Below are 26,308 nucleotides of genomic sequence, written 5' to 3' on the forward strand. Positions count from 1 at the left end.
AATGAATCAACATGTGAATCATACCGCAGCGGATGCGATTGCAATTGAAAACTTGGATGTTGTTTTTGGCCAGCATTCAGAAAAAGCGACGATACGGCTCGATCAAGGCAAAACTCGCCAAGAGATTATTGATGAAACTGGATTAGTGGTTGGGGTAAATAACGTCAGCCTGACCGTAAAAGAAGGTGAAATCTGTGTGCTGATGGGATTATCGGGCTCTGGTAAATCAAGTCTGCTACGCGCCGTCAACGGACTCAACCCAATCACCCGGGGCTCGCTAAAAGTCAAACACGGCCAAGATTTCGTTGATGTGGCAAATTGTGATGCAGAAACATTACGCACGCTCAGAACGCAACGTGTGTCGATGGTCTTTCAAACTTTTGCGCTCATGCCTTGGTTATCGGTCCTCGACAATGTGGCCTTTGGTCTTGAAATGCAAGGGATGGCCAAGAAAGAGCGACGCCAACATGCGCATAATCAGCTCGAAATGGTCGGCTTGGCAGAATGGCAAAATAAATATCCACATGAACTTTCCGGAGGAATGCAGCAGCGAGTGGGTCTCGCACGAGCTTTTGCCATGGACAGTGATATTTTGTTAATGGATGAGCCCTTCTCTGCCCTTGACCCACTCATTCGAACCCAACTGCAAGATGAGCTACTCGCCTTACAGAAAAAGTTAAACAAAACGATTTTGTTTGTCAGTCATGATTTAGATGAAGCATTAAAGATTGGTAATCGCATCGCCATCATGGAGTCAGGTCAACTGATCCAACATAGCCGCCCTGAAGAGATTGTCCTGCAACCGAAGACTGACTATGTCCGAGAATTCGTTGCACATACCAATCCATTGAATGTGCTCAAAGGGCGGTCACTGATGAAACCCATCGATGAACTGCCCCGTCAGGAAGGACGCTGGCAAATCTCTCAATACCATGATTTATGGTTAGAAAATCAAAATGGCGAGCTCGTCATTCAAGGCTCGGCGTCTCTCAAAACAGTTCACTGGGAGCAACATCATGACATCACAGCACTGGATAAACATTGCATTATTCTGGCGTCACCAGATATAGAAATGCGTGATGCGATTGAAATTCGCTACCTGACAGGGCATCCGGTGGTGTTAGTTGAGGATGGTCAGTTGGTTGGCATTCTCAGTGATAACAATTTCTATCATGCACTGCTTGGTAAATATAACCAGACCGCCAAAGTGGCATAGCCAGTGTACTGATTAAAGGTTGTGTGCTAATTGAAGAAATCGCGCGTGAGAAACGAAATAAGAGAGAAACGAAATAAGAAGAGAAGACTTTAATCTGATTACGATGATAAGCCTTCTCTTCTGCTTACTGCATTCTTGCGCCTTCTAACTTGCTCTTACTGGCTCACAAATATTCAAACGAGCCGATATTCAAAACAGATGAGAACATGTCTCAATGTTTCACGTGAAACATTGAAAGAACCAAGTCCACCGCTCTTAATCTTAGCCATTGGTTCTTATACTCGCCAACAAACAGCCTTGAATAACACCGGCTTATGGATATTTGTTCACGCGTATCAGATGAAAGATCTTAGCCTGAAAAAACAGCGTGCCAGTCATGCCATACCGGCGCCAATCCTTGATGGATAATCGCTTGTACCACCTCTTCGACTGAACGATCATCACCAACACTAAACTGCTCTAATGCTGAGGATTGATCGGCATATCCTCCCGGCTGGGTTTTAGAGCCGGCAGAAATAGCAGTAATACCAAGAGGTACCACATTATCTCTGAAGCTTGGTGATTCCCGGGTTGAGAGCGATAGTTCAACTTCAGGGTCGAACAGGCGAAATGCGCAAATCGTTTGTACCAGTTGTCTGTCCGTCATGACAGAGACAGGCTCAACACCACCGGCACATGGCCGTAAACGAGGAAAAGAGACCGAGTAACGAGACTGCCAGTAGGTTTTTTCCAAGTAGGCAAGATGTAAAGCAACATGAAAAATATCAGTTCGCCAGTCATCTAACCCGATCAATGCGCCCAAACCAATTTTATCAATGCCCGCTTTGCCAAGTCGATCCGGCGTCATCAAACGATATTCAAAGTCGGTCTTGTTACCACGCAAGTGATGTTGGGCATAAGTTGCGGGATGATATGTTTCCTGATAAACCATCACCCCATCCAAACCTAATTTTTTTAGCTGAATATACGCCTCAGTATCAAGCGGCTGAACTTCCATCGCCAGATAATTAAAATGCTGTTTAACCAGAGGGACAACTTGCTCGAAATACGATAGACCGACTTTCGTTTCATGTTCACCCGTCACCAATAAAACGCTATCAAACTTCATCTGTTTAATCGCAGCGATTTCAGCCGCAATATCCTGATGACTCAATGTTTTTCGTTTCAGTCGGTTCTCCATTGAAAAACCGCAATAGGTACATGAGTTGGAACACAGGTTAGAGAGGTATAGCGGGATATAAAATCCCACCGTATTACCAAATCGTTTTCTGGTCAGTGCCATTGACTGTTGGGCCATTTGCTCAAGAAAAGGCTCAGCAGCCGGTGAAATAAGCGCTTTAAAATCCTCTAACGACCGCTTGGTTTTACCTAAAGCGCGCACCACATCCGCGGATGTTTTGCTATAGAGTGAAAGGCGCACATCATCCCAGTTGAATTGACGAAGAACGTCGAGAAAACTCATCTCACGCCTCCCCTAAAAACTGAGTCAGCGGACTCGTCGCCACAGCATAAGCAGATGCAGCACCGATGCCTGACTCATAAGCCATTCGCCCGGATTCAATCGCAAGTCTGAAGGCTTTCGCCATCATCAGCGGATCGGCTGCACTGGCAATTGCAGTGTTAATCAACACCGCATCCGCCCCCATTTCCATCGCTTGCGCGGCATGAGATGGCAGACCAATACCGGCATCAACCACAACCGGTACATTGGCCTGCTCGATAATGATTTCCAGAAAAGCTTTGGCCGCGAGTCCCTGGTTAGAACCAATCGGAGCCCCAAGCGGCATCACGGCAGCACACCCCACATCTTCAAGACGTTTACATAACACCGGATCAGCATGGCAGTAAGGCAAAACAACAAAACCATCATTGACCAACTGCTCAGCGGCACGAAGCGTTTCAATTGGGTCTGGCAGCAGATACTTGGGATCGGGATGAATTTCCAGTTTTATCCAGTTTGTATCCAGCGCTTCTCGGGTTAAGTGCGCAGCAAAAATTGCCTCTTTGGCTGTTTTCGCGCCAGAGGTATTGGGGAGAAAATGCAGGTTCAACGTATTCAAAGGCGCCAGAATATTATCAGTTGAATGTTGTAGATCGAGCCGTTTCAAAGCCATTGTTGTCATTTCTGAACCTGACGCTTGAATCGCTTTAATCATCATTTCAGCGCTGGAAAATTTACCGGTTCCGGTAAATAGGCGCGAACCAAATGTCCGGTCTGCAATATTGAGCGGTGTATTCATGTCGAACGATGCTCCGTGATTGAACTGTGTTTTGCTTGTCATTGACTTAACCTCCGGCGATGATCTGAAAGAGCGAAATCTGATCACCATCATTGAGCATCACCTGAGACCATCGACTTTTAGTCATCACTTGCTCATTCAGCGCAAAAACACACCCTTGTTCAGGTAAATGAAGCTGGTTGATCACTTGTGCGAGTGTGATACCAGCAGGAAATGTATAAACTGCCTCATTAAGAATTATCTGTATGCTCATTGCATCTTCCCTTGTCATCGCGAAAGTCATCAGCACCGTCTTCATCAATTGCATAACCACAGACGGGGCAAGCGATATCTTTTTCATAGCGTAATGATTTCAGTTGCATCCTTCGTCCATCAAAATGAATCCATTCTGACGGTTCGTCGGTTGCTTTATCTTTTATGAAAGGTGAGCGCTGGTGAATATCCATCAATAGTTGTTGAATCACTTGAAGCGCCTGAAGCGCAGCAATCGTCCCGACAACCGGGCCTAACACACCCGATTCATGACATCGTTTCGGGGAATAATTCGCAGTGTCACCAACTAAGCAGCGATAACAGGGCGTATCACTTGAGAAGCGATGAACGGATAACTGCCCGTCCCAGCCAATCGCAGATGCAGAGACGAGCGTTGTCTTTTGTTGATAACAGATACGATTGATTTGATGACGTGTCGGAAAATTGTCACTACAGTCAATCACCACATCAGCCAACATCACCTCAAGCTGAAGTTGTTCATCATCCAGTCTTTTATCAATCGTTCTGATCCGGCATCCATGATTAAGATTTTGCAGTTGACTGGCAAGTGCCCGCACTTTTCTGGCCCCGATATCACTTTCCCGATAAGCAATTTGTCGATGCAAATTACTGACCTCAACGACATCATGATCCACCAAAACCATCGAACCGATGCCAGCACCGGCAAGATACAATGAAACACTGGTTCCGAGTCCGCCGCACCCAATCATCAGGACATGTTTTTTGTTCAGCTCACATTGGCCGGTTTCGCCAATTTCTGGCAAAGCAATCTGTCTCTGATAGCGAAGAAATGTATGATCATCGAGCAATGCCATGGGCTTTCCTCCTTGGCTGAGACTGAACATTCCTCGACAACACCCCTTCCCGCGATAAAAATAAGCGCTGAAAATCATCAACTGCACTTGCGGTGTTTGTCGCCTGTGTGACGGCACGGACCACCGCTAAACTTGAGACACCCTGCGCTAAAACCGTCGCGGCGTTATTTAAATCTATTCCGCCAATTGCAACGGTGGGAATCACCCGATGATGTGCCTTTGCAATAGAATCGACGAACTGTTGATAAAGCCGCAATCGGGCAAGACCTTGAGGCTGAGAAGGCATCTGTTTCGTCGTCGTCGGGAAAATATGCCCAAGTGCGATATAACTTGGATGCAGTTGTTGTGCCTTGAGAATCTCCCAGTAGCCATGCGTTGAAATCCCTAATCGAATACCAGCATGACGCAACGCCTGAATATCTGCGGTGTGTAAATCATCTTGTCCCAGATGCACACCAAATGCCTGATATTGAATCGCCAGTTGCCAGTAGTCATTAATGAAAACTTGCGCTTGATATGTTTTCCCCAGCAAAACAGCTTGTTTAATTTGCTGCTCAAGGTCGGCCTGATGTGGATTTTTAATCCGTAGTTGAATGGTCTTCACCCCTAAGCGAAGTAATCGATCCACCCACATCACATCATCGACCACTGGATAAAATGATAAGTCTGCTGCATTGACCGCGTTAAATAAGTGTCGATTGTCATTTGTATCAGAGATAGAGGTCTCTGGGATAGAAGCCTCTGAGATAGGTAGCACACCGACAGCTGATGACTTTCCTCCAGATGTATTTTCTATATCTCTATTTTCAGCGGTAATCGAAGGAATAATCGGAAAATCATCCACACTTCGCGGCCATGTTTCACGTGAAACATTCAGCGATGCCCGGGCAATGATTAAAGCATCCTCAAGTGGAAAGTCTAAAATCAGAGCCCCTATCAACCAAGCTAAATGCTTTGAGACTAATGAATGTTGTGAAACAGGGAGATGTTTTGATCCATCAGCATGAGATACTTTCGATACTGATGTTGTTGGAGAAGGTGTTGTTGGAGCAAATAATATTGCTGGAGAAAGTATTGTTGAAGGAAAAGCCGCTGAAGTAAGTGAGCGAACTTCATCCCCCGCCAACCATAATTCAGAGAGCGGTGCATCTTGCAGTGGTGAACACGCGATCACCACATAAGAAGAAAGATGAGACGTAACATTGACAGCATCGCCACCCTTTGGCTTTATTGTGGAAAGCGGTTGTGCTTGCCACTCTGTCTGTTGCTCACTCTGTTCATCAGCCAATGATGCATCATCGATTTGCTCACAGTAGGTCACATGATAGCGCTGCTGAATGTTCAGCTGCGGGCGTTCATCTGCCATCAGCATGATGCTTTTTTTACCCACCCCCTCGACATGACATTTATCCGGCGCTCTCAGATCGATTGACCAGCCATCATCGTTCACATCAAAAAAGAGACTCGTATCCGGTGCAGCTAATCCTTCAGTCTGGGCAATCTCCAAGAAATGGTGAAGTTCAACCTTCACCAATGTATTCATTTCTGCTGTCAGAAGCGCTTTAGAAATGCGTAGCCCTATCATCCTACACCTCCTGATCAGTATCCTGAGCTAAGCGATATAATGCTGAACCTTGCGCTTTAAACTCCTGAGATTTTTGCTTCATACCAACCAGCCGCTCATGATCTGAACGTGCATCATCTGAAGAAATATCTAGCATCTGGATATTCACTGAATGATCATGCTCTGAATGACTATCCTGCTGTGCTTTCGCGTAATCACGAACTTCCTGAGAGATCTTCATTGAACAGAATTTAGGGCCGCACATTGAACAAAAATGAGCGACTTTTCCCGACGCTTGAGGCAGCGTCTGATCATGGTAAGTACGAGCAGTGACCGGATCTAAAGACAGATTGAATTGGTCTTCCCAGCGGAATTCAAACCGTGCTTTTGATAAAGCATTATCTCTGACTTGCGCACCGGGATGTCCTTTTGCTAAATCCGCCGCATGAGCAGCAAGCTTGTAGGTGATTAATCCCGTCTTCACATCGTCTTTATTTGGCAGTCCGAGATGCTCTTTGGGTGTGACATAACAGAGCATCGCACAACCGTACCAACCAATCATGGCCGCACCAATCCCAGAGGTAATGTGATCGTATCCGGGGGCAATATCAGTCGTCAGTGGGCCTAATGTATAGAACGGTGCTTCCGAACAATGGCGTAACTGTTCTTCCATATTCGCTTTGACGAGATGCATTGGCACATGCCCGGGGCCTTCAATCATGACCTGAACATCATATTCCCATGCAATTTTGGTCAGTTCCCCAAGCGTTCTGAGTTCAGAAAACTGGGCTTCGTCATTTGCATCAGCGACAGAACCGGGCCGGAGTCCATCGCCCAGAGAGAGTGAGACATCATATTGTGCACAGATCTTACAGATATCTCGGAAGCGGGTATAAAGAAAGTTTTCCTCATGATGTGCCAGACACCACTTCGCGATGATAGACCCACCCCGGGAAACAATCCCCGTGACTCGCTTCGCTGTCATCGGAACATACCGCAACAATACGCCGGCATGAATCGTGAAGTAATCGACGCCTTGCTCTGCTTGCTCAATCAATGTGTCGCGCATCACTTCCCAAGTCAGATTTTCGGCAACACCGTTTACTTTTTCCAAAGCTTGGTACATCGGTACTGTACCGATAGGCACAGGACTGTTGCGTAAGATCCACTCTCTCGTCTCATGTATATTGCGTCCAGTGGAGAGATCCATCACCGTATCTGCGCCCCAACGCGTTGACCAGACGAGCTTCTCAACTTCCTCTTCAATTGAGGATGTAACCGATGAATTACCAATATTGGCATTCACTTTGACCAGAAAATTTCGCCCGATAATCATGGGTTCAGATTCAGGATGATTGATATTTGCCGGAATAATCGCTCGACCTTCTGCCACCTCACGGCGAACAAATTCAGCGGTGATCGCTTCCGGCATATGAGCACCGAAACTTTCCCCCTGATGCTGTAAGTTCAATTGCTCATCACGATACTGCTGACGCTGCATGTTCTCACGAATCGCAATGAACTCCATCTCAGGGGTGACAATTCCCCGCCGCGCATAATGGAGCTGAGTGACACAATGGCCGGACAGCGCTTTGCGAATAAGCGGTAAATGACCGTATCGCAAATCGTCTAGCGTGCTATCAGCAAGACGCTCTTGCGCATAATCAGAGGTCATTTGATCGAGTCTTTCTGTATCAGACCGCCCTTCTATCCACGCCTGTCTCAAAGCTGGCAAGCCTCGATAAACATCGATTGTATATTGCGGGTCGGTATACACCCCTGATGTGTCGTAGACACAAATCGATTCATTAGGCTCGTAGACGGGGTCATCCTTTACATGACCGACCAGACTATCGGCCAGTTGAATGGATCGCATCGGTACCCGAATATCTTCCCGGGAACCCTGCACATAAATTTTTGTTGAATTGGGATAAGGTGTTGACTGGATGTTTTCAATAAACTGCTTTGCTTCCAGTCTGGATTGTTTACGGTTCGACATGCATTTTTCTCCAGTAAATGGTTAAGAAATAAATGCTTGGCGGAAGGACGTATAGACAAGAGGTGAAAATCAATTATCGCATCGTGAGGAAAACAACATAACGATATACAGACAGATTTTCGGACAATAGAGAGGCTGTGATGAAATGTAATATAGCCTGAATATTCTCTCTTGTTCCCTTCGCAGGTATTAACCTGATCAGGTTCAACGGATCCCGAATGAACGGTCTCAGCCTTTTGGCACTCCGACAAGTAAAAACATTATAGAGAATGGATTTGATTAAACAAAGTAAAAAAATAGTTTAGCTTTTGGTAATCAACTGAAAACCAACCCACGCAGCAGAAATACTCAAAATCACATTCAACAAAACATTCAGACCAAACTTGATGAATGCCCCCTGCTGCATCAGTAAAACATTATCCATAGAGAAAGTAGAAAAAGTCGTCAAAGCACCTAAGAAGCCTAATCCAATGATTTGACGCCATGGATCAACAGAAATCAGTTCCCCTTGAATCGCTGCAATTAACAGCCCCATCATAAATGAGCCTAAAATATTCACGGTCAAGGTTCCATAAGGAAAACCTTTACCGAATAAGAAGACACAAAGTTCTGAAATTAAATATCGGGAGCAAGCACCAAATGCACCCCCAAAGGCAATAAAGCCAAGAATAGAGAACTGATTCATCACCATTTCCTCAAAAAATTCCCTAATACAACCTTTTCGTCATTAAAAAATACGAGTAACAAAGGTCATAAACATTCACAGAATAAAAAAGTTACAGGAGTCACTTTATATCGAAATCCTTCACTTAACCCACCCTTAATACTCATCAAGTATCACACTATGGGTTTATACCGAACATCGGCACTAAACTCATATAGGCATTGATGTGCAATTGTAAAATATGTCATTCACCTCAGTTACCCATTGTTCAAAGGAGATGAATAAGATGATGGTACTGTGTGACATGAAGAAGATCAAAAATATAAATTTTTTCTCATGCTCCAGAATGAAGTATGGGTGAGGATAACTGTGCGCAGTTGATTCCTCACCCATCGAGGCAGGTTTTTAGTGTTGGTGTTCTCTCTTACTATTCAGGTCTGAACTGCGGCAAACACCAAATCAATTTGTCATTCAGCCTCTCCAAGCACAAGCTGTTCACCATCCCAGATAATCTGTTTCATTCGGGTATGGCGGTTAGGGTCCCATAACGGATCCCCTTCAATCTCCGTATAATCACGGGCGTGATACACCAAAATATCATTACCTTGCTCATCTTGAGTAAAACAGCTGTGTCCGGGACCAAAAACCTGATCGCTGGCATTGGTGACGAAAACCGGATGTGGTGATTTGTACCAACTTTCAGGGTTAAGCAAATCCGCATCCTCATCCGCTTGTAAAAGCCCCATACAGTAACGCTCGTCGGTCGCACTGGCGGAATATGTCAGCCAGACTTTGCCGTGGCGAATCAAAATATACGGGCCTTCATTAACCATGAAGCCCTGTGTTTCCCAGTCAAACTCAGGAATCGATAACCGACTGGCAGGTAATTTTAATGTTGTCGGGGACAGCATTTCTGCAATGTATAAATTGGAATTCCCGGCAATCGCCTGTTCTTTCTGTGCCCAGACATAATACCGAGTTCCTCGGTGCTCAAATGTCGTGGCATCAAGACAGAATGAATCGATGCCAGAATCAACCTGTCCACAAAACATCCAAGGTGCCGCCAGCGGGTTCTCCCCATCACAGCGAATCACATACATCCGATGCTGAAACATTCCATCCTTGATTTCCCGACTGGGTGCAGCAGCAAAGTAGATATACCAGCTCCCGTCAATTGCGTGAACCTCCGGCGCCCAGATTAAATCAGAGTAGGGACCATGATCCGGCTTGTGCCAAACCGTTACGATTTCATTTGTTTCGGCCAGTCCGGCCAGTGTTTTTGCCCTTCTGAGCTCAATGCGATCATATTCAGGAACCGATGCAGTGAAATAATAATACCCATCATGATGAAGGTAGACATGTGGATCAGCTCGCTGCTCAATCACTGGATTTTTTATCTTAAATACCATGTAATAACCTCATTTTACTGGGACAGATAACGGTGCCTTATCATGTACATTATCGATACCATCGCTCATCTCTTTACTAACGACCCCCTGATGGATCATGTCGTTGTAATAGCTGTCTGTAACTTTGTATCGGAACATCAAGAGCCCCATAATCAAATGGAATATACCGGGAATCAGGGTGAGCATTAAAGCAATTCCCGTTAATGTAAAGCTGGACTGTGCCTGATTCGGCGCATAATCAAAAAAGGTCAGTAACCATCCGACAATCGCACCGGCAATCCCCATCCCAAATTTTTGACAAAATGAAATGCCACCAAACGATAAGCCAGAGACACGCTGACCCAGTTTGAATTCGCCATAATCAACGGCTTCAGCAATCGCAGACCAAAATATGGGAGCGTGTAAGTCAACAATGAAGGACAATAGAAAATAGAGAATAAAAGCGAGGGCAAAATCAGACGGCCCGACAGAAAAATAGAGAATAGCACTCAGGATCATCACGGCGATCTGACTGTAGCGGAATAGTTTAACCTTACAGTAATATTTGGTGATCCAAGTCGATGCCACCATCGCCAGAATCGCAGCGACAACCCCTGTCGCGAGAAATGCAGAAATCGTCCCGGCATCTCCCCCCAAATAATATTTGGCATAATATGCAGCCACTGACCCACGCACTGTGTAACCGACCGTACCGGTGATACAAACCATACATAAGATGACCCACTGATCATTGCTGATGAGGGATTTCAGTTGTTGGGTAAATGGTTTGCTCTCGATGACATAGTCGATACGTTCCTTCGTCGTAAAGTAGCAAAATAAGAACAGTAATGTCCCCATCAAAGCCATCAAACCCATCGCATACTGATAGCCCAATTGAATACTTTCACTGCCCCATCTTTCTGAGAGCAAGGGAACGATAATGGTAACCAGAAACGCGGCAATTTTGGCAAAGAATAACCGATATCCGTTGGCTGATAGCTTTTCTTTCGGATCATCGGTAAGCACACTAATTAAAGAGATATATGGAATCGTGACAGCGGTAAACATCACCGTCACAAAAATATAGGTCGCATAGGCATATGCTAATTTGCCGTTGTAATCCAAATCTGGCGTACTAAAGGTTAAGAACACCGATATGCCAAAGGGGATTGATAAAAACAGCATGTAAGGACGATAGCGACCCCAACGGGTATTCACTTTATCCGTAATCATCCCCATGATGGGGTCAGTCACAGCATCAATCAAACGAACAACAATGAATAACATCGCCAGATCACTTGCTTTGATGCCAAAGATATCGGTATAAAAAAATGTGATGATAAGCATCATTGATGAAATCACCACATTAACAGCCATATCTCCTGAGCCAAATCCAACTTTCTCAAGAACTGAGAGTTTGAACTTATACATAGTAATAGACCTCGTTCAGATAGAAATAAAAAATCAGGTATCTTCATAATTTCGACCTGAATTATTATCTGAAAAATTAATACTATCAGTTGCATAATATGCAAATTCTATAAATCAGCTAATATGTCCATCGATATAGCTATTCTTACTAAAACGATTGTTTTTATATCATTATTGTTATTGAGATCTTGTTCACACCTTTAATAATAACGCGCACTTCAATGTAAACAGGCTACCTTTTCAACCATCTGCTAGAACACAAAAGCCCTTGTCTAAATGCAAAAAAACCAGTCTTTCGGCTGAGGCTCAATAGCATGGGGGAATAGCAATATAATCATGGAAAATGAGAATGTCTTATCCGCCAGACACAAAAAAACCCTGACATTGCTATCAGGGTTTCAGATAAGTGGCCTTCTCTTTACGGATAAGCGGACGGGACCCGAACCCGCGATTGCCTCACGGCAGCATAACAGGCCGCCGTTTTTAAACAGAAAAGCGAACCCACTGAACTATCGTCGTTGGTGAAACCATAGGAGTTGCTCTATTCGCCAGACACAAAAAAACCCTGACATTGCTATCAGGGTTTCAGATAAGTGGCCTTCTCTTTACGGATAAGCGGACGGGACTCGAACCCGCGATTGCCTCACGGCAGTATACAGGCCGCCGTTTTTAAACAGAAAAGCGAACCCACTGAACTATCGTCGTTGGTGAAATCAGAGGAGTTGCTCTATCCGCCAGACACAAAAAAACCCTGACATTGCTATCAGGGTTTCAGATAAGTGGCGGAGTGGACGGGACTCGAACCCGCGACCCCCGGCGTGACAGGCCGGTATTCTAACCAACTGAACTACCACTCCGCATTGGTCAGACTATGCAGTCTTTTCTAGCTTTTGCCTTCAGATTCTTCTGAAAACAATTAATTAAAGCCTGGCGATGTCCTACTCTCACATGGGGAGACCCCACACTACCATCGGCGCTGTTTCGTTTCACGTCTGAGTTCGGCATGGATTCAGGTGGGTCCAAAACGCTATGGCCGCCAAGCAAATTTCTTCAATTCGAAAAGCTGATTCTCGTACACAATCAAGTCTCTAAGAGTCCTAAAACCCCTTCGGTGTTGTATGGTTAAGTCTCACGGGCAATTAGTACAGGTTAGCTCAACGCCTCACAGCGCTTACACACCCTGCCTATCAACGTTCTAGTCTCGAACAACCCTTCAGGACGCTTTAAGCGCCAGGGAGAACTCATCTCAAGGCTCGCTTCCCGCTTAGATGCTTTCAGCGGTTATCGATCCCGAACTTAGCTACCGGGCAATGCGATTGGCATCACAACCCGAACACCAGTGGTTCGTCCACTCCGGTCCTCTCGTACTAGGAGCAGCCCCTTTCAATTCTCCAACGCCCACGGCAGATAGGGACCGAACTGTCTCACGACGTTCTAAACCCAGCTCGCGTACCACTTTAAATGGCGAACAGCCATACCCTTGGGACCGACTTCAGCCCCAGGATGTGATGAGCCGACATCGAGGTGCCAAACACCGCCGTCGATATGAACTCTTGGGCGGTATCAGCCTGTTATCCCCGGAGTACCTTTTATCCGTTGAGCGATGGCCCTTCCATTCAGAACCACCGGATCACTATGACCTGCTTTCGCACCTGCTCGAATTGTCATTCTCGCAGTTAAGCGGGCTTATGCCATTGCACTAACCACACGATGTCCAACCGTGTTTAGCCCACCTTCGTGCTCCTCCGTTACTCTTTGGGAGGAGACCGCCCCAGTCAAACTACCCACCAGGCACTGTCCTCGACCCGGATAACGGGCCAAAGTTAGAACATCAAAACTACAAGGGTGGTATTTCAAGGATGGCTCCACACAATCTAGCGACTGCGCTTCAAAGCCTCCCACCTATCCTACACATGTAGGTTCAATGTTCAGTGCCAAGCTGTAGTAAAGGTTCACGGGGTCTTTCCGTCTAGCCGCGGGTACACTGCATCTTCACAGCGATTTCAATTTCACTGAGTCTCGGGTGGAGACAGCGTGGCCATCATTACGCCATTCGTGCAGGTCGGAACTTACCCGACAAGGAATTTCGCTACCTTAGGACCGTTATAGTTACGGCCGCCGTTTACCGGGGCTTCGATCAAGAGCTTCGACCGAAGTCTAACCCCATCAATTAACCTTCCGGCACCGGGCAGGCGTCACACCGTATACGTCATCTTACGATTTTGCACAGTGCTGTGTTTTTAATAAACAGTTGCAGCCACCTGGTATCTGCGACTCCCAACAGCTCCATCCGCAAGGGACTTCACCGTCAAGAGCGTACCTTCTCCCGAAGTTACGGTACCATTTTGCCTAGTTCCTTCACCCGAGTTCTCTCAAGCGCCTTGGTATTCTCTACCCGACCACCTGTGTCGGTTTGGGGTACGATTTCTTGTGAACTGAAGCTTAGAGGCTTTTCCCGGAAGCATGGCATCAATGACTTCACATCCGTAGATGCTCGACATCGTGTCTCAGCCTAACGCAGAGCCGGATTTACCTAACTCTACAGCCTACGCACTTGAACCTGGACGACCGTCGCCAGGCCCACCTAGCCTTCTCCGTCCCCCCATCGCATTCACAACAAGTACGGGAATATTAACCCGTTTCCCATCGACTACGCCTTTCGGCCTCGCCTTAGGGGTCGACTTACCCTGCCCCGATTAACGTTGGACAGGAACCCTTGGTCTTCCGGCGAGGGAGTTTTTCACTCCCTTTATCGTTACTCATGTCAGCATTCGCACTTCTGATACCTCCAGCAGACTTTACAATCCACCTTCAACGGCTTACAGAACGCTCCCCTACCCAATACTCTCACGAGCATTGCCGCAGCTTCGGTTTACAGCTTAGCCCCGTTACATCTTCCGCGCAGGCCGACTCGACTAGTGAGCTATTACGCTTTCTTTAAATGATGGCTGCTTCTAAGCCAACATCCTAGCTGTCTGAGCCTTCCCACATCGTTTCCCACTTAGCTGTAATTTGGGACCTTAGCTGGCGGTCTGGGTTGTTTCCCTCTCCACGACGGACGTTAGCACCCGCCGTGTGTCTCCCGGATAGTACTTACTGGTATTCGGAGTTTGCAAAGGGTTGGTAAGTCGGGATGACCCCCTAGCCTTAACAGTGCTCTACCCCCAGTAGTATTCGTCCGAGGCGCTACCTAAATAGCTTTCGGGGAGAACCAGCTATCTCCGGGTTTGATTGGCCTTTCACCCCTAGCCACAAGTCATCCGCTAATTTTTCAACATTAGTCGGTTCGGTCCTCCAGTTGATGTTACTCAACCTTCAACCTGCCCATGGCTAGATCACCCGGTTTCGGGTCTATATCCAGCGACTGAACGCGCAGTTAACACTCGCTTTCGCTACGGCTCCCCTAATCGGTTAACCTCGCCACTGAATATAAGTCGCTGACCCATTATACAAAAGGTACGCAGTCACCCCATCACTAAGCCACCTCTGCTTGATTTTGTGTGTTGACCAACGCTACGCGTTGTTAACCACACTCAAACTGAAGTACTTGCTGTCACTAAACTACAATAGCTTAGTGATGGGGCTCCTACTGCTTGTACGTACACGGTTTCAGGTTCTATTTCACTCCCCTCACAGGGGTTCTTTTCGCCTTTCCCTCACGGTACTGGTTCACTATCGGTCAGTCAGGAGTATTTAGCCTTGGAGGATGGTCCCCCCATGTTCAGACAGGATATCACGTGTCCCGCCTTACTCGTTTTCACCTAAACAGCGCCTTCGGTTACGGGGCTATCACCCTCTATTGCGTGCCTTTCCAGACACTTCACCTAACGCTGCAAAAGCTTAAGGGCTACTCCGATTTCGCTCGCCGCTACTCTCGGAATCTCGGTTGATTTCTTTTCCTCGGGGTACTTAGATGTTTCAGTTCTCCCGGTTCGCCTCATTAGACTATGTATTCATCTAATGATAACTGCTGCTGCAGTTGGGTTTCCCCATTCGGAAATCGTAGACTCAAGTGGTTTTTACTACCTCATCTACGCTTATCGCAAGTTAATACGTCCTTCATCGCCTCTGACTGCCAAGGCATCCACCGTGTACGCTTAATCACTTAACCATACAACCCGAAGAAGTCTTTTTTGCTTGTCCTTTTTCCCTGAATAAAGTGTTAGCGTCGAAGGCTGCTTGGTCACTATCAGACGATAGCTCCCTGCGATATCCTTCTTGCTGCCTTGTCTCAGGCAAAAATTCTCAGCGCAAAAACCTAAGGGTTGATATCATCAACTAATTAGGTGTCACACAATATCTTATACATGAGTGTGTGACTTGGTTTTGCCGGACTCAATTGAATGACACAGAAAAACTGTGCATTTCCAAGAACACTTGATTGTGTTGGTCTTTCTCTTTCGAGAAAGTATTGAGAACTTTTACAAATAATCGTCTGTTTCCAATGAAACACACATTATTTTGTCAGCTTTCCAAATTGTTAAAGAGCAAAGTGTAATACTTCATTAATTCAAGCAACACTTTCTAATGACTTTCAGCGCCACAAAATCGAACCACATCGGTAAAAACCGCTGGTTTGAGCTGTCGAGCCAAAAATAGTTAGAAAGTGGTGGGCGATACCGGGTTCGAACCAGTGACCCCCTGCTTGTAAGGCAGGTGCTCTCCCAACTGAGCTAATCGCCCACTTTCAGGCGTTTCCCCAAACAGAAGGAAAATGGTGGGTCGTACAGGATTCGAACCTGTGACCAATTGGTTAAAAGCCAACTGCTCTACCAGCTGAGCTAACGACCCGAACTTCACTAAAGAAGTGGTATCCCGTAGGGGAGTCGAACCCCTGTTACCGCCGTGAAAGGGCGGTGTCCTAGGCCTCTAGACGAACGGGACAATACACTCTACATAAACCAAATCAATCTGTGTGGACACTCATCTCAATATCTGTTCGTAAGGAGGTGATCCAGCGCCAGGTTCCCCTAGCGCTACCTTGTTACGACTTCACCCCAGTCATGAACCACAAAGTGGCAAGCGTCCTCCCGAAGGTTAAACTACCTGCTTCTTTTGCAGCCCACTCCCATGGTGTGACGGGCGGTGTGTACAAGGCCCGGGAACGTATTCACCGTGACATTCTGATTCACGATTACTAGCGATTCCGACTTCATGGAGTCGAGTTGCAGACTCCAATCCGGACTACGACGTACTTTTTGGGATTCGCTCACTTTCGCAAGTTGGCTGCCCTCTGTATACGCCATTGTAGCACGTGTGTAGCCCTACTCGTAAGGGCCATGATGACTTGACGTCGTCCCCACCTTCCTCCGGTTTATCACCGGCAGTCTCCCTGAAGTTCCCACCCGAAGTGCTGGCAATCAAGGATAAGGGTTGCGCTCGTTGCGGGACTTAACCCAACATTTCACAACACGAGCTGACGACAGCCATGCAGCACCTGTCTCAGAGCTCCCGAAGGCACACCAGAATCTCTTCCGGCTTCTCTGGATGTCAAGAGTAGGTAAGGTTCTTCGCGTTGCATCGAATTAAACCACATGCTCCACCGCTTGTGCGGGCCCCCGTCAATTCATTTGAGTTTTAATCTTGCGACCGTACTCCCCAGGCGGTCTACTTAACGCGTTAGCTCCGAAAGCCACTCCTCAAGGGAACAACCTCCAAGTAGACATCGTTTACGGCGTGGACTACCAGGGTATCTAATCCTGTTTGCTCCCCACGCTTTCGCATCTGAGTGTCAGTATCTGTCCAGGGGGCCGCCTTCGCCACCGGTATTCCTTCAGATCTCTACGCATTTCACCGCTACACCTGAAATTCTACCCCCCTCTACAGTACTCTAGCCTCCCAGTTTCAAATGCAACTCCGGGGTTAAGCCCCGGGCTTTCACATCTGACTTAAAAGACCACCTGCATGCGCTTTACGCCCAGTAATTCCGATTAACGCTCGCACCCTCCGTATTACCGCGGCTGCTGGCACGGAGTTAGCCGGTGCTTCTTCTGCAGCTAACGTCAAAAGGTAGCTCTATTAAAACTACCCCCTTCCTCACTGCTGAAAGTACTTTACAACCCGAAGGCCTTCTTCATACACGCGGCATGGCTGCATCAGGCTTGCGCCCATTGTGCAATATTCCCCACTGCTGCCTCCCGTAGGAGTCTGGACCGTGTCTCAGTTCCAGTGTGGCTGATCATCCTCTCAGACCAGCTAGAGATCGTCGCCTTGGTGAGCCCTTACCCCACCAACTAGCTAATCCCACCTGGGCATATCCTGACGCGAGAGGCCCGAAGGTCCCCCTCTTTGGTCCGTAGACGTCATGCGGTATTAGCCATCGTTTCCAATGGTTATCCCCCACATCAGGGCAATTTCCCAGGCTTTACTCACCCGTCCGCCGCTCGTCAGCAAAAGAGCAAGCTCTTTCCTGTTACCGCTCGACTTGCATGTGTTAGGCCTGCCGCCAGCGTTCAATCTGAGCCATGATCAAACTCTTCAATTAAAAGTTTTTTTGACACTTGCGTGTCGGCTCAATGAATACTGCTTTTCGTCTCCGCTTTTTAAAAAAGCAGAAGCAAAAAGTCACATTACATAAGTAATGTTGAATTGACTGTGCTCTCGTCAGATAACAGTAAACTGCTTTCCAACTTGATATTGGTCACTCGGTTCATTGATAAAATCTTATTGATATTTATCGACGAGTGCCCACACAGATTGATTGGTCTATATTGTTAAAGAGCGATTCTTCAAAACGTTCTCCGTTCGAAGAGGCGGCCATTCTAGCGATATAAATCTTGGTGTCAAACACTTTTTTCAGATTTATTTTTCGGTGAAGACCAGACTCACACGGTTGGGGATTTCTCTCCGCTATCCCGTGTCAGCGAGGGGCATTATAGGCATCGCCTTTCGATTGGCAAGCCCTTTTTGCAAGTTTTTTTAAAACAACGATGAACTCGCATATATATGTGTATATTTCACTCAATCCGCTTGTTTTATCTACATATATTGAAATGTTTGTGCAAACATTTTTACTTTATCCCAATTGGTATATTCGACTTCTTTTGATGTATCAGTTTCACCACCTGTCATTTTCATGATGAATCGAATCATGAACCGATCAAAAAAACGATATCTTGGATAACGTAATGCCCCTGCAAATACACCTATCATTTGAGGTTGCCAGAGAGATTTACTTAAAAAGGTCTGAATGTAAGCACTTCCTTCAGGTGTATCTTTTTTCTGTTCTTCTTTTCGTGCCGTTAAGTTGACACAAATAAAAGCAGCTTTCGATTCATCTAACTGTTGATGATGTGTGTCAATAAATTGATAAAGTGCTTTATGCAATCGCCCATAGCGAATCGAAGCACCGATTAACACTTTATCGTAAAGCGCCAAATTAAGTTTTGGATTCAGATGTAAATCAACATACTCACACTGATACCCTTCAAGCTGTGCAATGATATGTTCAACAATTTTTTTGGTCTGTCCTTCTCGGGTTGAATACAGACAGAGAACTTTCTTCACAAGTATTCCCCTTAATTACGCCAAAATGAAGGAGTGAATAGAACAAGCAATGTAAAGATTTCTAATCGCCCGAATAACATCGAAATAATCAGTATCCACTTTGCTTTGTCATTAATATCACCAAAGTGGACAGCGACTTCCCCCAGCCCCGGACCAAGGTTATTCAATGTCGCGGCAACTGCCGAAAATGCGCTTAGCTCTTCCATCCCTGTCGCGATTAAAGCCAACATACATAAAACGAAAACCAGCGTATAGGTGGAAAAGAATCCCCATACGGCATCGATAACTCGTGGAGATAAGGCTTTATCTCCGAGCTTAATCGGATAAATAGCCCGAGGATGGACAAGACGTTTCATCTCTCGCCCACCTTGCAAGGTCAACAGCAGAATCCGGATGACTTTCAATCCTCCGCCCGTCGACCCGGCACACCCACCTATAAATGAAGAGAAGAGCAACAATACCGGTAAAAAAAGTGGCCAATCAGAAAACCCCGTTGTCGTGAATCCGGCCGTGGTTGAAACGGAGACACTCTGAAATAGTGCTTTATCAAACACTTCAGCGACTGAATCGGATTGCTGATGAAGCAGTAAAACGGAAAAACAAGTGACAAACAGGAGTGCCTGAATAAACAAAAACGTTCTGAATTCGTAATCTTTCCAGTAAAGCTTGGGATGGATACCGCCAGAAGCAAAGGCCGCATAATGCAACGTAAAATTACAAGAAGAGATCAGCAGGAAAACAACGGTTATCAAGTTAATGGCCTGACTGTTGAAATACCCCATGCTGGCATCATGCGTAGAAAATCCACCGATCGCAATCGTAGAGAAGCTATGGCATATCGCATCAAAGAAGGTCATCCCCGCGAGCCAATACAGAAAAGCACAAGTGAGCGTGATTCCCAGATAGATATACCAGAGCGCTTTCGCGGTTTCTGCAATCCGTGGCGTGACTTTAGTATCTTTCACCGGACCGGGTATTTCAGCCCGATAGAGCTGCATCCCACCGATACCAAGAACAGGAAGAATCGCAACAGCAAGGACAATGATCCCCATCCCACCGAACCACTGTAGAAATTGTCGATAGAACAAAATTGCTTTAGGCAGCTCATCCAACCCGACGATGACTGTCGCTCCGGTGGTTGTCAGGGCAGAAAAAGATTCAAAAAAAGAATCTGTCAAAGAAATATTCGGATTCTCCGAAATAAAAAATGGAATTGCCCCCGCGCTCCCAATCACGGTCCAGAATAAAACGACAATCAAAAAACCATCACGAGATTTTAATTCATGTTTATGATTCCGATTCGGAAACCAGATAGCAGCACCGCAGAGGAGCAAAGCAAAAAAAGTCGTCACAAATGAAACGCCAGCACCATCACGATAGATCAAAGCCACCAGCGCAGGCGCCAGCATAGAAACACTGAATAAGGCAAGAAGTAATCCGACGATACGGATAATAGAACGAAATTGCATGATGGTATGGCTGATTCTGACCTTAGTTGATTAGTTCATCATCTGAACTCACAAGAACTCTTGCACTACTTTTATTGGTTATCACTTGTATAAACTCATCAATATATCGAATTTCAATCTCAATCGTGATAACAACCCGCTGAAGGTACTGTGCTTCTAGCTCCTGAGCCCCAAATTGCTGAATAACGGATTGAGTCAAAGGAATCAACCCATAGTCTAGCGCCAAGTTTAATCTCTTGGTGATTTTTTTTTCGATAGTTTGAAGTTGCTTAAGCGCTTGCTGAACACCGCCACCATAAGCTTTAACTAATCCACCGGTTCCCAGCTTAACACCACCATAGTAACGAACAACTACCGCGGTAATTTCTCCGACGTGCGCCCCCGACAACTGCGCTAAAATCGGCTTTCCTGCTGTTCCGGAGGGTTCACCATCATCACTAAATCCCCATTGCATTGAGTCATCAGGTCGTCCGGCGACAAAAGCCCAACAATGATGTCTGGCATCAGGGTATTGATGTTTGATCTGCGCAATAAAGCCCTTGGATGATTCAATCCCCGCCGTATGCTGAAGAAAAGTCATAAACAGACTTTTCTTAATCTCTTCGTCATAACGGACCGGAATTGCCGGAATAGCATAAGGCTGATCATTCATTCAACACTCAGAATCACATCAAATCGGAGAATTATCACAGTCTATCACGACCATAAAGAAAAGTGCTGCGGATCTAAAAAAACGGAATTTATCTTTTCATTTATTGCAGTTATCTCAACTTATGACCACACTTTTCGAATACTAAAACAAGTCATCGTACCAGTTGACTTAGGATAAATGCATGTCAGGAGATAATTCATGATCTTTCAGTCAAAGACATTGCAGGTAAAGGAAATAGAAGGTGGTATCCTTGAGCTGCAGTTTTGCACACCTCAGTCGGTCAATACCCTTGATACGGCAACGCTGGACTACCTGGATAAAGCATTGGATGCAATCCAAGACTTTCCGGGACTCAAAGGCTTAGTACTGACATCCGATAAAGAAAGTTTCATTGTCGGGGCCGATATCAATGAGTTTTTAAGCTTGTTCCAATATCCAAGTGATGCCTTGGAGCAATGGCTTCACTATGCCAACCAAATATTCTGTAAACTTGAGGATCTGCCGGTACCAACCGTCTCAGCACTGCGTGGGTATGCCCTTGGTGGCGGGTGTGAGTGTGTACTCGCAACTGATTTCCGTGTTGCAGCCCGATCAACAAAAATTGGCTTACCCGAAATAAGGCTCGGGATTATGCCCGGATTTGGCGGCTGCGTTCGTCTGCCAAGATTAGTCGGTGCAGATAACGCCTTAGAAGCGATTGTTCAGGCCAAAATATTCAATGCTGAACAGGCCCTCTCCGTCGGATTGGTCGATGCCATCACAACCGAAGAAGCACTTTTCGAAACAGCAAAAAGAACGCTGGATGATGCGATTCACTGTCGAATTGACTGGAAAAAAATACGTCAGGAAAAATGTGCACCGCTTTCTTTATCACCCGTGGAAAGTTTGATGGTCTTTTCTACAGCCAAGGGGATGACTCACCAAAAAGTGAGTACTCACTACATGGCGCCTTTCCTTGCGATTGATACAATTGAATCTTCAGCCACACTGCACAGAGATGAAGCGCTCAATATTGAACGGAAGAACTTTGTCACACTGGCGAAATCAGATCAGGCAACCGCTCTGGTCAGTATTTATCTCAATGATCAGTATATTAAAGGTCTTGCTAAAAAAGCCAAACAGTCACTCACCCATGCCATCAATCATAGTGCTGTGATTGGTGCTGGCGTGATGGGTGGCGGTATCGCTTATCAATCTGCAATCAAAGGAATCCCTGCTGTTTTAAAAGATATTGTTCCTGACTCTCTGAAGTTGGGAATGGATCATACCACCCAACTTTTGGAGCAAGGCGTCAAGAGAGGCAAACTGTCCCCGAGAAATATGGCAAACACCCTTGCATCAATTCGCCCGACACTCAACTATGCCGGTATAGAAGAGGTCGATATCGTGGTTGAAGCCGTGGTTGAAAACCCTAAAATCAAGTCGTCAGTCCTGAAAGAGCTGGAAGAAAAAGTTACATCAAATACGATTCTGACCTCAAATACCTCCACGATTCCGATTACCCAATTAGCTGCCGAACTCTCAAGACCTGAAAAGTTCTGTGGGATGCATTTTTTCAATCCGGTGCATAAAATGCCGCTGGTTGAAATTATCCGCGGTAAAGAAACCAGTGAAGAAACAATTTCGGCCGTGGTTGCTTTTGCTGCTCATATGGGAAAATCGCCAATTGTCGTCAACGACTGTCCCGGATTTTTTGTCAACCGCGTTCTATTTCCTTATTTTCTGGCCTTTTGTCAGCTACTTGATGAAGGATATGACTTCGTCCAGATTGATAAAATCATGGAAAAGGATTTTGGTTGGCCAATGGGGCCAGCTTACTTACTCGATGTCGTCGGTATCGACATCGCGTATCACGCTCAGCAAGTGATTTGCCAAGCTTATCCCGAAAGGATGAAAGCCTCTCCGGATAACATCATTACCCAACTTTATGAGGCGAAAAAATTCGGTCAGAAAACCGGTGAAGGCTTTTATCAGTACCATACAGATAAACGCGGTAAGAGCCAAAAAGTGTTATCACCGGACATTTATCCGCTGGTCTACGCATCGGGAGAGCCATTACCGGTGACGGATAAGCAAATGATCATGGATCGCATGATGATTCCGATGATGAATGAAGTCATTCTCTGTATGGAAGAAGAGGTTGTCTCCTCACCCGCAGAAGCAGATATCGCACTCGTATACGGACTCGGTTTCCCGCCATTCAGAGGTGGTGTTTGTCGCTATCTGGATACCATTGGTATTGCACAATATATTCAAACTGCTCAGTCATACCAGCGTTTAGGAGAACTCTATCAGGTACCGAAATCTCTCGAAGTTATGGTTCGTGAGGCCAGGGTTTTCTATCCTATCCACCATGAAAAATCAGCATCAGAGAGAGGGTAAGTGTATGAGTAAGCAAGCAGTGATCGTTGATTGTATCCGCACGCCAATGGGCCGCTCAAAAGAAGGCGTGTTTCGCCATACTCGTGCAGAAGCACTGTCCGCACATTTGATGCAATCACTGATTCAACGTAACCCACAAATCCCGGTTACAGAAATCGAAGACATCTATTGGGGATGTGTTCAACAAACGCTAGAACAAGGAATGAATATTGCGCGCAATGCCGCTGTCTTAGCCGGACTGCCATTTGAAATAGGTGCGGTCACGGTTAATCGCCTGTGTGGTTCGTCAATGCAGGCTCTGCATGATGCCGCGAGATCGGTTTCTGCCGGGGACGCTGATATTTGTCTTATCGGTGGGGTTGAACATATGGGGCATGTCCCGATGACGCATGGTATTGATATGCATCCGGGCCTCAGTAAACATGCCGCGAAAGCTGCCGGGATGATGGGTTTGACAGCGGAAATGCTGGCAAAACAAAACCAGATTAGTCGAGACGCTCAAGACCAGTTTGCCCTGCGCTCCCATCAAAGAGCAACACAGGCAACAGAGAAAAAGTTATTTCAACGGGAAATCGTACCAACGCAAGGCCACGATGAACAAGGGGCGCTAATTGCGCTGCAAGAGGACGAAGTCATTCGTCGTGATGCCTCACTTGATTCCCTTGCTTCGCTCAAACCTGTTTTCGACCCAGCAAACGGAACCGTGACCGCCGGAAGTTCTTCTGCCTTATCAGACGGAGCATCGGCAATGGTTGTCATGACCGAAGAAAAAGCACTGCAACTCGGATTACCCATCCGCGCTAAGATTCGAGCCATGGCCATCGCAGGATGTGAACCTTCCGTGATGGGAATTGGCCCCGTCCCGGCAACGCGCAAGGCACTGAACAGAGCCGGATTATCTCTGCACGATATTGACGTCATCGAACTGAATGAAGCCTTTGCGGCACAAGCTCTTTCTTGTATTCAGCACTTTGAACTGATGGATAGCTTTGATGATAAAGTGAATTTATGGGGCGGTGCGATTGCATTAGGTCACCCGCTGGGATGTTCTGGCGCCAGAATATCGACCACACTATTACATGTGATGGAACATCAGGATGCCCAGTTTGGGCTGGCAACCATGTGTATCGGTATGGGTCAGGGAATTGCAACTATTTTTGAACGAGTCCGCTAATCCACTTTATTATACTAACGAAAAATATATGCTAACGAAAAAGGCTCCTTTCAGGAGCCTTTTCACTTATTCATGTCTAGCTAGCACTGATTTCTAACTATGATTGGTTTCTAACTATAATAGGTTTCTAAACAACATCTATTTATTATGAATTAGGATTTGTTTTTCACAGGTCTTTGCCAGCCTTCAACCCGACGCTCTTTCGCTCGGGTAATCACCAACTCACCCTGAGCCACATTTCGGGTTAATGTCGTCCCTGCCCCGATGGTCGCACCATCTTCAACCGTGACCGGTGCCACCAGCTGACAGTCAGACCCGACAAACACATCATCACCAATCACTGTTTTATGCTTATTGGCACCATCATAATTACAAGTAATCACCCCCGCACCAACGTTCACGCGATCACCGATTTCAGCATCTCCCAGATAAGTGAGATGGTTGGCTTTCGACCCTTGACCTAAACGGGCATTTTTAATTTCTACAAAATTACCGACATGCGCATCATCTTTTAACTCAGCCCCCGGTCTCAACCGAGTAAACGGACCAACCGTACACATTTCTCCAACCGTCGCCCCTTCAATGACGCTGTACGGACGAATGATGGTGTTGTCATCGATCTCGCAATCCTTCAACACCGAGCCAGCTCCGATCTTCACGTTATTGCCCAAAGAGACACTGCCTTCGATAACAACATTGACATCAATTTCAACATCATAGCCGCATTGTAACTGTCCCCGGAGATCAAACCGGGCCGGATCCCGAAGCATGACCCCCTGCATTAAGAGTTTATTCGCCAGCGAATACTGATAAGCTCTCTCCAACCGAGAAAGCTGAACACGATCATTCACGCCTTCAACTTCCATTGAATCAATCGGATGAACGGCCTGAATAGCTCTTCCTTCCGCATGGGCCGCTGCAATAACATCAGTTAAATAATATTCGCCTTGAGCATTATTATTTTCTAATCCAGACAACCAGCGTTTCAGGTCTTTCCCTGAAGCCACCAACACACCAGTATTCACTTCTTGGATCGCCAGTTCAGCTTCTGAAGCCTCTTTCTGCTCAACAATTGCAGTCACAGCATCATTCTGACGGATAATTCGTCCATATCCTGTAGGATTGTCTAACACAACGGTTAATAACGCGATCCCACCTTGTGGCTGTGAAGCGAGTAAATTGTCGATCGTCTCTTCCGAAATCAGCGGCACATCACCATACAAGATAATGATTTGCTCGTCGTCCTGAAAATACTGAGCCGCTTGATCGACCGCATGTCCTGTCCCCAATTGCTGTGACTGTATGACCCAATTGACGGATTCAGTCGAAAGTTGTTGTTGCATCAACTCGCCACCGTGGCCATAAACAAGATGAATTTGCTGAGCACCAATCCCCTGACATGTATCGATGACATGTTTCACCATCGGTTTACCTGCCAACGTATGGAGAACCTTGGGCAACTGAGAATACATCCGGGTTCCTTTACCCGCGGCCAAAATCACGGCACTGAATTTCATGGACGACCTTTATACTTA

General features: G+C 46.3%; 16 protein-coding genes, 4 tRNA genes, 3 rRNA genes and 1 riboswitch. Of the genes, 3 read left to right on the forward strand and 20 right to left on the reverse strand.

All coding sequences use genetic code 11. From position 1 onward, the window contains the following. The first annotated feature begins 1 nt into the window (after position 1). On the forward strand, positions 2 to 1,216 hold the full coding sequence (choV, locus tag OCU60_RS17620; protein WP_074374782.1) for a choline ABC transporter ATP-binding protein: 1,215 nt from the start codon (positions 2 to 4) through the stop codon (positions 1,214 to 1,216). Between the two features lie 349 nt (positions 1,217 to 1,565). On the opposite strand, the gene thiH is transcribed toward choV, so the two are convergent. From thiH to OCU60_RS17715, 19 genes are all read right to left on the reverse strand, one after another. Continuing rightward, complete coding sequence (gene thiH / locus OCU60_RS17625; protein WP_074374781.1) at positions 1,566 to 2,678, reverse strand: 2-iminoacetate synthase ThiH; 1,113 nt, start codon at positions 2,676 to 2,678, stop codon at positions 1,566 to 1,568. 1 nt (position 2,679) lies between these two features. Continuing rightward, entirely contained in the window at positions 2,680 to 3,456 is a 777-nt protein-coding gene (locus OCU60_RS17630) for a thiazole synthase (protein WP_074374802.1), read from the reverse strand. Positions 3,457 to 3,502: 46 nt separating this feature from the next. Next, a complete protein-coding gene (gene thiS, locus OCU60_RS17635) occupies positions 3,503 to 3,709 on the reverse strand; it encodes a sulfur carrier protein ThiS (RefSeq protein ID WP_074374780.1) in 207 nt (68 codons plus the stop codon). Then, positions 3,687 to 4,538 (reverse strand): HesA/MoeB/ThiF family protein, encoded by an 852-nt coding sequence (locus OCU60_RS17640; protein ID WP_074374801.1) that lies wholly within the window; start codon positions 4,536 to 4,538, stop codon positions 3,687 to 3,689. The genes thiS and OCU60_RS17640 overlap by 23 nt, the downstream gene beginning before the upstream one ends. Further along, on the reverse strand, positions 4,528 to 6,129 hold the full coding sequence (thiE, locus tag OCU60_RS17645) for a thiamine phosphate synthase (RefSeq protein ID WP_074374779.1): 1,602 nt from the start codon (positions 6,127 to 6,129) through the stop codon (positions 4,528 to 4,530). The genes OCU60_RS17640 and thiE overlap by 11 nt, the downstream gene beginning before the upstream one ends. A gap of 1 nt (position 6,130) precedes the next feature. Further along, positions 6,131 to 8,107, reverse strand: coding sequence for a phosphomethylpyrimidine synthase ThiC (gene thiC, locus OCU60_RS17650; protein ID WP_074374778.1), 1,977 nt, complete (start codon positions 8,105 to 8,107; stop codon positions 6,131 to 6,133). Positions 8,108 to 8,265: 158 nt separating this feature from the next. Continuing rightward, a riboswitch (TPP riboswitch) is annotated at positions 8,266 to 8,364 on the reverse strand. Between the two features lie 44 nt (positions 8,365 to 8,408). Beyond that, positions 8,409 to 8,792: a fluoride efflux transporter CrcB gene (crcB, locus tag OCU60_RS17655; protein ID WP_074374777.1), complete on the reverse strand. Its 384-nt coding sequence runs from the start codon at positions 8,790 to 8,792 to the stop codon at positions 8,409 to 8,411. A 446-nt stretch (positions 8,793 to 9,238) separates the two neighbouring features. Beyond that, the gene (locus OCU60_RS17660; RefSeq protein WP_074374776.1) at positions 9,239 to 10,180 is read right to left on the reverse strand and encodes a glycoside hydrolase family 43 protein; all 942 of its coding nucleotides are present in this window, start codon (positions 10,178 to 10,180) and stop codon (positions 9,239 to 9,241) included. A 9-nt stretch (positions 10,181 to 10,189) separates the two neighbouring features. Beyond that, complete coding sequence (locus tag OCU60_RS17665) at positions 10,190 to 11,590, reverse strand: MFS transporter (RefSeq protein WP_074374775.1); 1,401 nt, start codon at positions 11,588 to 11,590, stop codon at positions 10,190 to 10,192. A gap of 780 nt (positions 11,591 to 12,370) precedes the next feature. Continuing rightward, positions 12,371 to 12,447: transfer RNA gene (locus OCU60_RS17670), tRNA-Asp, on the reverse strand. Between the two features lie 68 nt (positions 12,448 to 12,515). Further along, a 5S ribosomal RNA gene (rrf, locus tag OCU60_RS17675) occupies positions 12,516 to 12,631 on the reverse strand. A 77-nt stretch (positions 12,632 to 12,708) separates the two neighbouring features. After that, positions 12,709 to 15,701: ribosomal RNA gene (locus OCU60_RS17680) — 23S ribosomal RNA — on the reverse strand. A gap of 496 nt (positions 15,702 to 16,197) precedes the next feature. Continuing rightward, positions 16,198 to 16,273: transfer RNA gene (locus OCU60_RS17685), tRNA-Val, on the reverse strand. A gap of 32 nt (positions 16,274 to 16,305) precedes the next feature. Next, positions 16,306 to 16,381 (reverse strand) — tRNA-Lys (locus tag OCU60_RS17690). Positions 16,382 to 16,398: 17 nt separating this feature from the next. Continuing rightward, positions 16,399 to 16,474: transfer RNA gene (locus OCU60_RS17695), tRNA-Glu, on the reverse strand. Between the two features lie 58 nt (positions 16,475 to 16,532). Continuing rightward, positions 16,533 to 18,074, reverse strand: a 16S ribosomal RNA gene (locus OCU60_RS17700). Together the 16S, 23S and 5S rRNA genes with 4 tRNA genes alongside form the textbook arrangement of a ribosomal RNA operon. A 494-nt stretch (positions 18,075 to 18,568) precedes the next feature. Further along, positions 18,569 to 19,096, reverse strand: a complete 528-nt coding sequence (hemG, locus tag OCU60_RS17705; protein WP_074373974.1) for a menaquinone-dependent protoporphyrinogen IX dehydrogenase — start codon at positions 19,094 to 19,096, stop codon at positions 18,569 to 18,571. 11 nt (positions 19,097 to 19,107) lie between these two features. Further along, positions 19,108 to 20,565 (reverse strand): TrkH family potassium uptake protein, encoded by a 1,458-nt coding sequence (locus OCU60_RS17710; protein WP_074373975.1) that lies wholly within the window; start codon positions 20,563 to 20,565, stop codon positions 19,108 to 19,110. Positions 20,566 to 20,587: 22 nt separating this feature from the next. Further along, positions 20,588 to 21,217: a YigZ family protein gene (locus OCU60_RS17715; protein ID WP_074373976.1), complete on the reverse strand. Its 630-nt coding sequence runs from the start codon at positions 21,215 to 21,217 to the stop codon at positions 20,588 to 20,590. Between the two features lie 198 nt (positions 21,218 to 21,415). Here OCU60_RS17715 and fadB point away from each other — a divergent pair, with 198 nt between their 5' ends. Together fadB and fadA are read left to right on the forward strand one after the other, a co-directional pair. Then, on the forward strand, positions 21,416 to 23,599 hold the full coding sequence (gene fadB, locus OCU60_RS17720) for a fatty acid oxidation complex subunit alpha FadB (protein ID WP_074373977.1): 2,184 nt from the start codon (positions 21,416 to 21,418) through the stop codon (positions 23,597 to 23,599). Positions 23,600 to 23,603: 4 nt separating this feature from the next. After that, positions 23,604 to 24,773, forward strand: coding sequence for an acetyl-CoA C-acyltransferase FadA (gene fadA / locus OCU60_RS17725; protein ID WP_074373978.1), 1,170 nt, complete (start codon positions 23,604 to 23,606; stop codon positions 24,771 to 24,773). Between the two features lie 152 nt (positions 24,774 to 24,925). On the opposite strand, the gene glmU is transcribed toward fadA, so the two are convergent. Next, entirely contained in the window at positions 24,926 to 26,290 is a 1,365-nt protein-coding gene (gene glmU / locus OCU60_RS17730; RefSeq protein WP_074373979.1) for a bifunctional UDP-N-acetylglucosamine diphosphorylase/glucosamine-1-phosphate N-acetyltransferase GlmU, read from the reverse strand. Positions 26,291 to 26,308: the final 18 nt, after the last annotated feature.

The sequence above is a fragment of the Vibrio spartinae genome, assembly GCF_024347135.1.
In the GTDB taxonomy this organism is placed as follows: Bacteria; Pseudomonadota; Gammaproteobacteria; order Enterobacterales; family Vibrionaceae; genus Vibrio; species Vibrio spartinae.

What these genes read in the sequence shown, in the direction of transcription:
- fadB (WP_074373977.1), top strand. Translation starts at nt 21,416, where the DNA reads ATGATCTTTCAGTCAAAGACATTGCAGGTAAAGGAAATAGAAGGTGGT.
- OCU60_RS17710 (WP_074373975.1), bottom strand. Translation starts at nt 20,565, where the DNA reads ATGCAATTTCGTTCTATTATCCGTATCGTCGGATTACTTCTTGCCTTA.
- OCU60_RS17665 (WP_074374775.1), bottom strand. Translation starts at nt 11,590, where the DNA reads ATGTATAAGTTCAAACTCTCAGTTCTTGAGAAAGTTGGATTTGGCTCA.
- fadA (WP_074373978.1), top strand. Translation starts at nt 23,604, where the DNA reads ATGAGTAAGCAAGCAGTGATCGTTGATTGTATCCGCACGCCAATGGGC.
- OCU60_RS17715 (WP_074373976.1), bottom strand. Translation starts at nt 21,217, where the DNA reads ATGAATGATCAGCCTTATGCTATTCCGGCAATTCCGGTCCGTTATGAC.
- thiS (WP_074374780.1), bottom strand. Translation starts at nt 3,709, where the DNA reads ATGAGCATACAGATAATTCTTAATGAGGCAGTTTATACATTTCCTGCT.
- crcB (WP_074374777.1), bottom strand. Translation starts at nt 8,792, where the DNA reads ATGAATCAGTTCTCTATTCTTGGCTTTATTGCCTTTGGGGGTGCATTT.
- thiC (WP_074374778.1), bottom strand. Translation starts at nt 8,107, where the DNA reads ATGTCGAACCGTAAACAATCCAGACTGGAAGCAAAGCAGTTTATTGAA.
- thiE (WP_074374779.1), bottom strand. Translation starts at nt 6,129, where the DNA reads ATGATAGGGCTACGCATTTCTAAAGCGCTTCTGACAGCAGAAATGAAT.
- choV (WP_074374782.1), top strand. Translation starts at nt 2, where the DNA reads ATGAATCAACATGTGAATCATACCGCAGCGGATGCGATTGCAATTGAA.
- OCU60_RS17630 (WP_074374802.1), bottom strand. Translation starts at nt 3,456, where the DNA reads ATGAATACACCGCTCAATATTGCAGACCGGACATTTGGTTCGCGCCTA.
- OCU60_RS17660 (WP_074374776.1), bottom strand. Translation starts at nt 10,180, where the DNA reads ATGGTATTTAAGATAAAAAATCCAGTGATTGAGCAGCGAGCTGATCCA.
- glmU (WP_074373979.1), bottom strand. Translation starts at nt 26,290, where the DNA reads ATGAAATTCAGTGCCGTGATTTTGGCCGCGGGTAAAGGAACCCGGATG.
- thiH (WP_074374781.1), bottom strand. Translation starts at nt 2,678, where the DNA reads ATGAGTTTTCTCGACGTTCTTCGTCAATTCAACTGGGATGATGTGCGC.